We start from the raw sequence: 12,629 nt of genomic DNA, 5'->3' as shown, positions 1-12,629 counted from the left end.
CGGGCACCCCTGGGTAATGCCAAAACCCGCGGCCGAAGGAGGGCGACCGTCGGGCAGGAACGGCGTCACTCGATCGGATCGCGGGACGGAATTTGGAACGCTCGTGTTCGTCGTCCGGACTATGCCGCCGAACGGTGGGAGATTGTCTGCCTAGCTCGGTCGACTGCGTCGCAGCCAAGCGGGCGCCAATCCGGCGACCAGGCGAAGCATCGACTGCCCGTCCCGACCAAGGAACAGCGACGGCAGCAGCCAGCACGACACCAGGCCCGTCGCGCCGGCGGCAATCGCGACATTGACGAGGAGGACGAGCGGCATCACGTGAACCTGGCGCAATTGATCCGCGGCGATCCAGGCACTGGCGCCCACCACGCCCGCGAGCGCAAATGCCGGCGCATGCGCCCCGATGAACTCGGACCAGCTGATCCCGGTGACGCGCAGGCTGAGATGCGCCATCAGCATGAAATTGGTCATGACGGCCGCGACAACGCCGACCGCCACACCCGTCACGCCCCAGAAACATCCAAGTAAAGCGCCAGCCGCCACGGCGACCACAAAGATCGCCTGCCGCCACGCCCTTGCGTAGACGACACCGGTCGCCCGCGAAATGGAGTCGCTGAGCTTGTAGCTTGTGCGGAACAACATACCGACGGCCAGGATCTGCAGAGGAGCGACGACCGCGTCCCATCCTTGACCGAGGAGCACCAGGACGAGTTCGGGCGCCGCGATCGCGACGACAAGACTTGCCGGCAGCACCACGAGAGCGCAGGCGGCAACCGCGCTGCGATAGGCGCGGGCGAGCCGGGCGGGCTCCTGTTGAACGAGCGCCATCGTTGGAAACAGGACACGGTCGAGAATCTGGCCGATGATGACCGCCGGCGTGGTCATGAGCTGTGAGGAGAGCGAATAGATACCGAGCGCTTCCGCTCCGAGCCAGCGGCCCACAATGAGCTTGTCGACCTGGGTCGCGAGATAGTTGCACACTCTGGCAATGGTGAACCCGCCACCGAAATACAGCAATTCGCTGATTGCACGCCGCTCCAGCAGAGGGCGTTTCGGATGCGGCTGGCCGACAAGCAACACGATCGTGCGCAGAACGTTTTGGGTCATCAGCGCACCGACGAGCGCCCAAATTCCGAAACCAGCCAAGGCAAGGATCGGTGCTGCGATCACGAAGCCGACCGCAAAGCTTATCGCGTCGACGGCGGCCAGCCATTCAAACCGCAGCGCTCGCTGGGCGACGGCCTGCGCCACCAGCGCGACGCCCTGGCAAATGAAGACCACGCTGGTGGCGCGCACGATGGGCGCCAGGTCGGCAAGTCGCATGGCATGTGCGATCGCGGGTGCCGTCAACCATACCAGCCCGGCGATCACGAGGCTGAGGATCAGCGACAAGGTGAAGCCGACCCGCAGGTGGCGTTCATCGAGTTCGGGCCGCTGCACGATTGCCGGGGCGACGCCAAGGTTTTCGAAGATGGTCGCCAGCTTGATGATGACGACGGCCGCGGCATAAAGCCCAAATTCATTGGGGGAAAGAAGCCGGGCGAGTACGAGAAGCGCGACGGCCTCCGCCACGGCGAGCGCCCCCATGGACAGGCCCGTCCAGAACATGCCCACGACACTCCGCCTTGCCAGCCCCTGTCGAATGTTACTCACGCCTTGCTCTCCTTTGGGGGAACGAACCTACACGCTGCTCTTGCGGCACTCTCTCACTGAAGGGGAGGCGGAACTTCGTAGCCATACACGCGCATCTCTTCCTCGATCTCCGGAAGGATTGCCCGCAGTTGCTCGCGATCGAAGCGAAGCCATTTCTCCTGGCGGGTGGGGTCTACCATCTGCTTGGCGGCACGAAGGATATCATCGCTGCAGGCGAGTCCGCAGTGGTCGTAGATGCGGCGCAAGGTATTCTCGGTATCCTGCATCAGGTCCTCGTATCGACATGTCAGCACCCGGCCGTCTCCGAGCCTGGCAAGATCCTCCCTGGCCCGGCGGTTGCCACGCGCCCATTGGCGCGCAATCACTGTCAGCTTGTCATGTTCCTTCAGGTCCTGGTGGATCCCTTCATACTTCGGCCCGTAGATCGGCGCGTATTTCTTCCGCAGTATTTTCTTGACGAACATTTGGCGGATGAGCACGGCGGCATAGTAATGAAGTTGTGTCAGCGGCGTGGTCGAAAGCGTTCTCTTCATGCCCTTCAGCGTCTTCGTTCTCTGCCATTTCAGTTCCATCGAGCTGATGTAGGAGAACGGGTTTCGTGTGATGAAGAGGAAGGTCGCCTCCGGGAAGATCTCGTGCACATAGGAGGTGCGGAGGACGTTCGACGGGGTATTCTCCATGATCTGGCGGCCGCCGTTCTTCACCTGAAATTCGAGAAAGCGTCCGCGAATGTAGCGGATGACCTTTTCCGTCGCATCACGCTCGGTGAACACATCGTGTTGCCTCCCGGGATCCGCGTAGAGCCAGAGCGTGCGCGGTTCATACCAGGTCACCACGTCCGGATGCAGGCCGATCAATTTCTGCGTGATGGTCGTTCCTGAGCGATAGTTGCCGATCAGGAATATCGGAGGTCTGAGCTTGTCCGCGATCACAGCAATCCTCCTTCGCTGGAGACACCGGATTCAGCGGCGGCGTTGGTGCCGCCTGCGTTGCGCCTATTGGTCCCGGAACGCGCGCATCATCTGGTCTGACAAAGGCTTCATCAGATAGGAGATCATCGTCCGGTCTCCGATCGTGATGAACACTTCGGCGGGCATGCCGGGAAGGAGGGTCAAGGAACGTTCCGACCCATCGAGCTTCGGCGTGATCCGCGCGACGTAGTAGCTTTCATTCGTGCGTTGATCGTGCGTCACGTCGGCTGCGACCATCGAGACGACACCTTGGAATTCCGGCGTGATGCGCTGATTGAAGGCGGTGAACCGCAACTGGGCGCCTTGGCCGATAAGGACCTGGTCGATGTCCTGAGGAGCAACCTTTGCCTCGATCGCCAAAGCATCGTGATCCGGTATGATCATCATGATCGGCTCACCGGCAGCAATCACGCCGCCGATGGTGTGCACCGTCGACTGATAGACGGAGCCGCTGACGGGCGCACGGATATCGATGCGCAACAGTTGATCTGCGGCCGTCACCTGTCGTTCCTCGAACTCGGCAATCTTGGCGTCGACGTCGCGAAGTTCGCTGCCGGTCGAGCTCGAAAACTCCTTGTCCAGCTGCAGGATCTGAAGTTGCACCTCTGCGATCGCGCCCCGCGCCTGCGCAGTGCTGGCGATCAGCTGCGCCCGCTCGCCCTCGATCCGGGTCGCGTCGCGCTCATAGGCCGTCAGCTTCGACAGCGGCGTGAGTTTCCTCTCGACAAGATCGCGAATCCCCTCGAGTTCTTCGCCGATCAGTTCGATTTCCTTGCTCTTGGCCTTTCCTTGCGCCAAGTAGCCCTCGATCTGCTTTTGGAGCTGCTCGATGCGCTCGCGAAGCCGCGCTTTGTTGCCGGAGCGCTCGATGCGACGAATTTCGAACAGTCGACGCTCGCTCGTGACCAGCGCTGCAACATCGGGCTCACTCATCCGCGCGACCAGTGTTGGGGTGATCGTCAATTGCTCCTCGCCGTCGCGCTCTGCCTCGAGGCGCGATTTTCGGGCATAGAGCTCGTCCAGGCTCTTGGTCACGAAGGCCAGATTGGCGCGCGGCACGACATCGCTGAGCTGCACGAGAAGATCGCCGGCTTCGACATGCGTACCGTCGCGCACGAGGATTTTGCTGACAATGCCGCCGGTCGGGTGCTGAACTTTCTTGCCGTTGGAGGCGACGACCACCACGCCGTGGGCGATGATCGCGCCGGAGATCTCCATCGTTGCAGCGAAGCCGCCGACCACGCCGAAAAGCAGGGCGATGACCGTGACGCCACCCAGGAGGTTGCGGCGAATAGAGCGTCGGTGCGAGTGCGGTGCGTTCATTTGACTGGCGACGATTGTTTTGACCGCCTTCAATTCGGCAGTTTGGGGTGGGCGGCGATGGGCCTGAGGAAATCAGTATTGGCCGGCTGCGGCGGGGAGAGCTTCGAAAGCACCCGTTCTCGCGGGCCCAACGTCTGCATCTGCCCTTCTTTCATTTCCATCACCAGGTCGACCGCGGCGAGGATATTCGGTCGATGCGTGACGATGACGACGATCCCGCCGCGAGCCTTGATCCCTTTGATCGCCTCGCCAAGGGCGCTCTCGCCATCCGCGTCGAGATTGGAGTTCGGCTCGTCGAGCACGATCAGAAATGGGTCGCGATAGAGGGCGCGGGCAAGCGCTATGCGCTGACGCTGTCCGGCAGAAAGTGCGGTTCCGCTCTCGCCGATCTGGGTCTCGTATCCATTGGGCAGGCTGACGATCAGGTCATGAGCACCCGCCGCACGCGCCGCGGCAACAACGGCGTCGGCATCTGCCACCGGCTCAAAGCGCGCAATGTTGGTCGCAACCGTTCCTGAGAAGAGCTCCACGTCCTGCGGCAGATAGCCGATGTAGCGGCCAAGATGGTCCTGCGGCCATTGATCGAGTGCCGCCCCGTCGAGCTTTATGCGGCCGATCGTCGGCCGCCAGGCGCCGACGAGGGCACGTACAAAGGTTGATTTGCCGGAACCGCTGGCGCCGATGACGCCAAGCCCGACGCCTGCGCTAAGATTGAACTCGATGCCCTGCACGATCAGCCGTTGCGTGCCAGGCGCGCTGACGGCGACGCGATCGACGGTGAGGCTGGAACGTGGCGCCGGAAGGGCCATCGGCCCCACTTCGTCAGGCAGCCGTGAAAGCAACTGGCTCAGCCTGCGCCAGCTTTGGCGCGCAGAGATGAAATTGCGCCAATGAGCGATTGCGAGGTCTACGGGTGCAAGGGCCCGTCCAGCGAGGATCGAGCCGGCGATGATGACACCGGCCGTTGCCTCGCCATGGATCACCAGCCAGGCACCGACGCCCAGCATCGCGGATTGAAGCATCAGCCGCAACGCTCTGGAAAGGCTGCCGAGGCCCCCAACGACATCACTGACGCGCTGCTGCTGGGCGATGTGTTCGCGGCTCGTTTCCTGCCAAAGCTCATGCAGGCGCCGACGCATGCCCATGGCGGCCAGAACTTCCGCATTGCGGCGGCTTGCTTCCGCCAGGTTGTTGCGCCGGATTCCCGACGATGTCGCCGCGCTCGCCGGCTTGCGTGTCAGCATCTCGGTCGTGATCGTCAATGCCACCAATACGATCGCACCGCCGATCGCCGTCAGCCCGAGGATCGGGTGGAAACTCCAGATGATCGCGATGTAGAAAGGTAGCCACGGCAGTTCGAAAAGTGCGTTGGGACCCGGGCTGGCAAGGAAGGTGCGAATGCTGTCGAGGTCGCGCTGAGGCTGCAGTCCTTCGCCTTGTTGCCCGACGAGGAGGGGTAGGCGCGCGATGGCGGAGAATACCCGCCCCGAAACGCATTCGTCCAGTTCGGCGCCGATCCGCGTCATGATGCGGCCGCGCAGCAGATCTATGACCGCCTGCCCGAGGAAGAGGGCGGCAGCCAGGATCGACAGGCCGATGAGCGTCGGCACGCTCCGGCTCGGCAGGACGCGGTCGTAGACTTGCAGCATGAAGATCGCGCCGTTCAGCATGAGGATGTTGCTGACGCCACTGAAGATCGCGACACCTGCGAGTGCGCCGCGGCAGGAACGCAAGGCGCCCGCAAGTTCCGTGCCCGGCACGCGCCTTTGCGTGGCCGAAAAGGTGGCTGCAGGCGGGTTGGCAGAAACCCGTCTTCGCCTGCGCCGCCGCGGAACGACCATCAGCATGAGGCCCAATGCCGCCAAGGCCAGCCAAAAAGACTGCCCGTCCAAAGCAACGCCCGTCAGTTTCGTCAGTTGGTCCCTCGCAGAGGCGGCGCTTGCGGTGAGGCTCTCCATCCAGGCCGGCCATGGGGCGACGGCGAAGGCGGATCGCGCAGTCATCCACGCGCTGTTGGCGGGCAGGAACTCGAATGCAAGTCGGAGAAGGGGGAGCAAGAAGAGGATTGCCCCGGCCACCTGCCATGGCGTGACCGCGCTGCGGCGACGGCGTGACCTGTGCCGCGGCCCACGCAAGAGCTGCCCATGTTTCGCCGGCTGAGCCTTGTGGCGCGGCGCGGCATGCCTATGATTTGCCGCAAGCATGAAGGCTGCACCGGAAAGGAAGGTCAGAATGCCGGTAATACTGTGGCCGCTGAATACCATACTCAGTGCATCCTGGTCTTCGAAGTGGCCGCAAAGCAACGCCTGGCCATCCGAAACTTGTAAGACTGTTGCACGACTGTCATTGTTTTCGCCGATGGTTACTGCGATATTTACGCGTGACTCCAACTGTCGCTCTGACGAAGAGCGCAGCACGAGAGGGGTATCAGGTGTTTGAGTTCGCGACCCTTCTGACGATCGGTTTTCTCGGAGGATGCTTCGGGCGGGTCGTCTGGATTTTCCTGTCGTCCATTGTCGTATTGTTGATCACGCCCGTTTATCTGGTGCTTCAGCATGGCATCGATGGTGTATTCGCCGTGATCTTACTGAGCCTGCTCGCCGTGATGACGGTTCAGTTGGGGTCCGTGACCGGCTTGCTGGTGCTGCGGGCGCGTCGCAAGGCGCAGGAATCGTCCCGCGACATGGTCGATGGCGGCTCGCCTCCCCGTCAGAACGCTTTCTTTTCCATGTCCACTGCCGGGTCCGGACGCGAATCTCCCGACGAATAGAAGCCCTTGCTCGCTACGACCGAGACTTCGATGACATCGCCTGCATTGACGTCGGTGTCCTCGTTGGCGGTGACTTCCTGGCCCGTCTTCTGGCCGCGCCGGAAAATCAGGATTCTTACCGATCCCTGCAGTTCTTCGATTGTCCGATGCTCGCCATATTCGAAGACGAAAAGCAGTTTGTCCGACAGGTATCTGAGCTGGCTTGCAAGCTTCGCCAGTTGAACCTGTGTTTCCTGCGTGTCCGAAATCAACTGGAATTCGTGGTCCTGATGCTTCTTGCGCAGCTCGCTCTCCATGTTGAGCAGATCCTGCTGCAGCCGCGTCTGCTGCATTTCGAACTGGGCGAGGTCGAGGCGATAGTTGTTCTGGGCACGCTCCAGCGCCATCACGTTCGTATTGGTAATCAAACCTTTCTGGCGCAGGGTCCGCACAGCTTCCAACTCTTCGAGCTGGCTCTTCAACGTCTGCTGACGTTCGTCCTTGGCACCGGCCAGCGTCTCGGCTTCCTTCTTCAGGCGCGCAAGCGAGGCTTCAAGGTAAGATACGTCGTCCCGGAATGCGCCCAGCCGAGCCTTCAACTGCGCCCTTTCGGTTCCAATGATCTCGTCAATCAGGCCCTGGCCAAGTTCGGCCGGCGGATCAGTCGGGATAACAAAACTGTCGGCCAGTTTGCTCTCGGCGTTGAGCCGGGCAAGGCGAACCTTCAGCCGATATTCTTCGATCATCAAATTTGCCCGCTCGCTACGCAGGTCCGCGATCTGTAATGCCGGCACGGATTCTCCGGCTGTCGTTGGACGGAAGCCGCCGGCAAGCGCCAATGCGTGCCGGACGGTTATTCCTGGCTGGAACGGATAGGAGCCGGGGTGCGCGACGGCGCCGGAAATGAAGAACGGACGGTATTGTCCGATCTCGACTTTGACATAGGGGTCGAGGATCAATTTCCGTTGCTGGTAGGCATTGCGGATGTTCTGGGACAGGGCGGCTGTCGTCAGGCCACGGGCGCGAACGTCACCGAGAAGCGGAAGCGCGATCGAGCCGCGGTCGTCGACCGCGACCTCCAAAGGATAGGCCGCCTCGCCGAAGACCAGGACGCGCACGACATCGCCAGTGTCGAGCACATATCCCTCGGCACGGGCGAGATTGGCGGTCAGCAAGGCAGCCAGCACCGCGAGAATTCGCAAGAGCAGTCGGCCGCAATCGACCGCGCGCGTGGGGCCGTGAAAGTCTCCAGGGCGTCGGCGTGCGCCTGCGTACCGTGAAGAGCCATAGCTTTCGACATACGGTTTCATAGCCTTCTCCTTCGTCAACGTTGGGGACGTGACGATACTCAAGACACTTCAGAATGCATTGCTGTGCACAAGGACCCGCAAGGTCCTGAAAAGGATCTTCACATCCAGCCAGAGCGACCACGTATGGATGTATTCAATATCGGCGGCGACGCGGCTTTCGATGTCGCATTTCTTCTCCGTCGGACCTCGATAACCGCGGATTTGCGCAAGGCCCGTCAGGCCAGGCTTCATCGAATGACGATGCCAATAGTCCGGGACCACTTCCCAGTAAAGCGCACCTTCTGCCGATGCGCCCAGCGCGTGTGGCCGAGGACCGACGAGGCTCATTTGCCCCATGAAGACGTTCCAAAGTTGGGGCAGTTCATCGAGGCTGGTATGGCGCAGGAAATGCCCGAGCCGTGTTATCCGAGGGTCGTTGCGTTCGGTAAGGTGATTGCCGGCCGCGTCGGTCAGGTCGACGCGCATGGTCCTGAACTTGATGCAGTTGAAATATCTGTTGTTGGTGCCGATCCGTTTCTGCACAAAGAACGCCGGCCCGGGCGAATCCGCGCGAACGAGAACCGAGAGCACGGCGATCAGAGGCACGATTATGGGCGCTGCGAGCAGCACCAGCATCAGGTCGAAGCCGCGTTTGAGCGCGCGCTTGTGCAATGTCAGCGGTCCCGTCGAGACAACGAGCGTCGGCGTGGAATCGAGATAGCGGAGCGCCAACGGTTTCAGGCCAGCAAGGCCCGGTTCGAGCAGCTCGGTCTCGAAGCCGAGTTCGCCGAGCAGCTTTGCCCATTTCTGTTGTTCCTTGAAGGCTCTGAACGACAACACGATCCGGTCTGCGTCCGCTACCGCCAACGACAGATCATTGAGGAAGTTCGGATCCATCTCCACCGGACGCCAGTCGCGTGCTCTCACATTAATCGTCGTTGCGACGTTGCGCTGGCGATTTGAACGGACGCTGTCGTCGCCCAGCAGAATGACCTTCGTCTCCGTTTGATGCTCCCGGCGACGCAATCCCGCCGCTACGCTCCAATGGAAGACGGTCAGGCCGACGGCGGTGAGCCCAAGGAAGAAGGCCGTTTGTCGCGATGAGAAGCTGCCGATGACGCTGAAGGCGAGCGCGGCGAGGAGCGAGAAGCTCGCCGCGGTCGCCAGGGAGGCAAGGCAACTTCTGACAGACGCCAAGCGCGAACGCAGCGTCGGCAAGTGGTAGGCGCCCAGGTTCCAGGCGGCGACCAGGTAGGTGGGCAAGACGACATAGGCGAGCTTTGGCCCGTGCCCATGACCGGTCATGTGCAGGCTGACCAGGTTGGTCGTGACAGCTGCTGCAAGGATCACGCATAGGTCACCGAGCATAGCCAGAGAGCAGAACAGGCAGCGCAGCACAAATCGATTCTTGATCTGCTCAATCGGGAGCGGAATCGCCTTGTGCCAGGGACGTGAAGATTCGGCCGGTATTTGAGTCACGATATATCTCCCAGGAGAAACGGGACGGACCTATTGCCTTTGAAAGAGGAGGACGGGCGCCCCTGCCTTGGCAGCGGGAGCCTGGCCCTGATCGAAGTGTGGAAGTCTGCAGGCACTGCGATTGCTATTGCAGTTGCGACTGATAAGCCCGCGCGCCTGCAAGGTTGTTTTGTGGTAGCGCCCCGAGTACGGAATGGTAGACCGTCTCGACGCTGTCGCACATCGCATCGAGTCCCCAGGATGTGAGGTCGGTGCGTCTTGCGCCTTCGGCCAAATGGGCGCGAAGCGCCTTGTTTTCGAGGAGATCGGCAATGGCCGTCGCCGCAGCGTTCACGTCACCGGTGGGGGTGACGATGCCGTTGACGCCATGCCTGACGACTTCCTCCAGCCCGGGCAACTCCGACACGACACAGGGCCTGCCGCCGGCCAGGTACTGCATGACCACGCGCGGCAGTCCTTCTCGCATCGACGTCAGCACGCAGACATCGGCCAGGCTGATCAACTGTTCCGGCTCGGAATGATATCCGATCAGATGGATACTGCCGCCCACCGGGGAGCGGGCAATGGCGGCTTCGATATCCCGCCGTGCCGGTCCTTCGCCGGCGAGGATCAACCGCGCGTCCGGAACGCGCTCGATGACCTCGGGAAAAGCTTCGATGAGTTCGATATGGCGCTTCCTGGGTTCGAGTGCCGCCAGCATCAACACGACCGGTGGCTTGGGCTCGCCAGGCGCAATGCCGAGAAGCCGCGGCGCCTCGTTCGGCCAATCGGCGTGGGAAAAGCGCGTGAGGTCGAAACCCGAATGAACGACATAGTGCTGTGCGGGGCTGCCGATATGGTGGGAAACGCAGATATCGCGCATCGATTGGCTGACGTCGATGAAGGCGCGTGTGAACCGTGCGGTCAGTCGTTCGGCTGCAAGGAAAGTCAGTTTCTGAGCATTGCCGACGTGCACGAAAGGTAGAATGTGCACGCCGTGGATGATGCCCGGAACATTGGCCTGCTTGGCCGCCAACCGGCCGATGATGCCAGCCTTGCTTTGATGGGTGTGAACGATGTCGGGGCGCCATTCGAGGAGAAGGCGGCTGAGTTGCCGCAGGGCCGCGAAATCGTTGATGGGCGATATCGGATGGACAAGCGCGTCAAGGCCGACGACCCGCATGGTCTTGGCGACGGAAGCCTGCAGGCTGGCATCATATTCGTTGCCGTGAACCAACAGGACCTCATGGCCGTGCTTCACCTGCGCGTTGCAACAGGCCAGCGTATTTTCCTCCGAACCCGCGCGATGCAGGCGAGTCAACACATGAACGATCTTCATCTGCGTGTATCTCCGCGAGGCTGACGGCTGTTGGTAGTTCGTTGAGGGGCTTTGGTTGCGAAACGACGGCGTTTCGGGGCGCGCATTCCGTTTCGGCGACGGTTCAAGGTGACAGGCAGAGGGCCGCGCTGGAACGTGGCGCGTGTGACCTGCTGGGATATCGGGGGTAGGCGTCGCCTCTTACAGGGAAAGCCAGATTTGCTTGAAAAGAACCCGGGTGACGGTCTCGGTATTGCCGCTTGCGTCGATGGCCCTGATGTCTTTGTCGAGTGCTCGAAGCTCGCTCATCAACGACATCCGCGCCTCGAACCCTTCCTTGCTGATCTCTCCCGGCTTTCTGCTCTCAGAGACCGAGAAATCCGATACGAGGTGAAGGATAAGGTCTGGCTTGCATTCGCTCATCTTCTGATAAAGCCGCTCTTCGAAGCGGGCGAGCGCCGCGAGGCCGGGAACGGCAGGCAGGTCGGATTGGATCATCGGTCCGTCCAGGTAGCCCTTGCGAAGCGTCTGCGGCCACCGATCGCACACGACGATCAGGCCGCGTGTCGCCCACCGATGCGCACGCTTGACGACCCCATATCTCTCGATCGCAATCAGCACGGCCCATAAAGCCAGCCCGGCCGCGAGCACCTTGCCCATCGCCCTGCCGCGCGGTTCCTTGCGGTCACGCTGGATCACCGCCTTGAGTTGGTGCCTGCGTGGGGAAAGAAAATTTTGCAATCCCTTGCGGAACCACCACCCATCGCCTTCTCCAGTACCGACATAAACCTGCGCGCAACCGAGCTTCCAGGCGAAGATGCGTGTCAGCAGATCGGTCTGCGTGCTCTTGCCAAGGCCATCCGGCGCGACGAGCGCGACCACGAGCCCGCCTGTAGAGGCGCGCCTCTTTGCCGGAACGCTGCCTGGCCACAGTCGCCCCAGGATCCTCAACGAAAGATAGGAGGCCTTGCGGATGAAGTGGACCGTCGCATCCGTCAGACCGCTGCTGCGGGAGTACCCGCACCGGTGACGGATCGCGTGCCTGAGCCGCGCGAGATCAGCGCGATAGACCTCGATGCCGCCTTCGTTCGGCCGGATCCTGCAACTCATCGTGCCGCCGCCACTGGCGCATTCGATGACACGTTCATCCGCTTCGCCGGATCGAAAGGGCAGTTGCGCAAGGTGGTCCTCCCAGTCCCCAGGCAAGACCACCCATCGTGTCCACGGCCATCCCCAAAGACGAAAGGCGAAACGACCAAGCGTCAACCGAATTTCGTCCTCGAGAGAGGCGACCGGGATGGTTACTCCGTCGACCGACAGGTGCTCCCACTGCGCGATCGCCGTATAGTCGAACGCCAGATAACGCTTGCGGAACTCCCAGCCGACGCGGATGCCGACATGAAGATCGATGTGGAGATAGGCGCTGCGTGAAAAATCAGGAACGAACCAATCTTCGCGACCGTCGCACACATTGTCGTAGCAGGAGAGGCTGACGCTACGAAGGCCGTGGAGCCGAGCCATGATCTCGCAAAAGGCTGTGTAGTCCTGCTTATCGAGCAGCATGTCGATATCGTCACGGCCGGCGAGGGCTTGCGGCAGGCTTCCCGGATCCTGAACAATGCCGTAGTGGATATCGGCGGCATCCAGCGCCGCAAACAGTTCAGCCGCGATCGCCAACGGTGGAACTGGAGGTGAGGGAAGGCATCTGGTTGAGCCGCTCCGTAACGTCGCTGCCTGATCGTGACCGCTCGCCTGCGAAGTCGACGACTCCTTGGTCACGACGCTTTCTTGCCAGGTAGACATGGGGCGCGACTTCATGGGAGCTGCCAGTAGAGTTCACGGCCGCTCTTGTGCTCCGTGATTCTCTC

General features: G+C 61.7%; 9 protein-coding genes. 1 reads left to right on the top strand and 8 read right to left on the bottom strand.

Features of this window, described 5'->3' with window-relative positions:
• Positions 1–150: 150 nt before the first annotated feature.
• The 4 genes from ACQ5BM_RS08590 to ACQ5BM_RS08575 form a co-directional block, all read right to left on the bottom strand.
• The gene (locus ACQ5BM_RS08590; RefSeq protein ID WP_429810070.1) at positions 151–1,653 is read right to left on the bottom strand and encodes a lipopolysaccharide biosynthesis protein; all 1,503 of its coding nucleotides are present in this window, start codon (positions 1,651–1,653) and stop codon (positions 151–153) included.
• Positions 1,654–1,706: 53 nt separating this feature from the next.
• Positions 1,707–2,585: a sulfotransferase family protein gene (locus ACQ5BM_RS08585; RefSeq protein ID WP_429810068.1), complete on the bottom strand. Its 879-nt coding sequence runs from the start codon at positions 2,583–2,585 to the stop codon at positions 1,707–1,709.
• A gap of 63 nt (positions 2,586–2,648) precedes the next feature.
• The gene (locus tag ACQ5BM_RS08580) at positions 2,649–3,947 is read right to left on the bottom strand and encodes an HlyD family type I secretion periplasmic adaptor subunit (protein WP_429810067.1); all 1,299 of its coding nucleotides are present in this window, start codon (positions 3,945–3,947) and stop codon (positions 2,649–2,651) included.
• A 29-nt stretch (positions 3,948–3,976) separates the two neighbouring features.
• Positions 3,977–5,788 (bottom strand): type I secretion system permease/ATPase, encoded by a 1,812-nt coding sequence (locus ACQ5BM_RS08575; protein WP_429810512.1) that lies wholly within the window; start codon positions 5,786–5,788, stop codon positions 3,977–3,979.
• 590 nt (positions 5,789–6,378) lie between these two features.
• Here ACQ5BM_RS08575 and ACQ5BM_RS08570 point away from each other — a divergent pair.
• Complete coding sequence (locus ACQ5BM_RS08570; protein ID WP_429810065.1) at positions 6,379–6,717, top strand: hypothetical protein; 339 nt, start codon at positions 6,379–6,381, stop codon at positions 6,715–6,717.
• Here the strand turns inward: ACQ5BM_RS08570 and ACQ5BM_RS08565 are convergent.
• The 4 genes from ACQ5BM_RS08565 to ACQ5BM_RS08550 form a co-directional block, all read right to left on the bottom strand.
• Positions 6,657–8,006: a polysaccharide biosynthesis/export family protein gene (locus tag ACQ5BM_RS08565; RefSeq protein WP_429810063.1), complete on the bottom strand. Its 1,350-nt coding sequence runs from the start codon at positions 8,004–8,006 to the stop codon at positions 6,657–6,659. The genes ACQ5BM_RS08570 and ACQ5BM_RS08565 overlap by 61 nt on opposite strands.
• Before the next feature lie 48 nt (positions 8,007–8,054).
• A complete protein-coding gene (locus ACQ5BM_RS08560) occupies positions 8,055–9,335 on the bottom strand; it encodes an exopolysaccharide biosynthesis polyprenyl glycosylphosphotransferase (RefSeq protein WP_429810061.1) in 1,281 nt (426 codons plus the stop codon).
• A 253-nt stretch (positions 9,336–9,588) separates the two neighbouring features.
• Complete coding sequence (locus tag ACQ5BM_RS08555; protein ID WP_429810059.1) at positions 9,589–10,782, bottom strand: glycosyltransferase family 4 protein; 1,194 nt, start codon at positions 10,780–10,782, stop codon at positions 9,589–9,591.
• A gap of 180 nt (positions 10,783–10,962) precedes the next feature.
• Complete coding sequence (locus ACQ5BM_RS08550; RefSeq protein WP_429810057.1) at positions 10,963–12,564, bottom strand: hypothetical protein; 1,602 nt, start codon at positions 12,562–12,564, stop codon at positions 10,963–10,965.
• Positions 12,565–12,629: the final 65 nt, after the last annotated feature.

Source organism: Ensifer sp. B1-9 (assembly GCF_050474445.1).
Lineage (GTDB): Bacteria > Pseudomonadota > Alphaproteobacteria > Rhizobiales > Rhizobiaceae > Ensifer.
The sequence above is the reverse complement of the archived record's forward strand: the minus strand, read 5'-3'. Positions and strand labels throughout refer to the sequence as shown.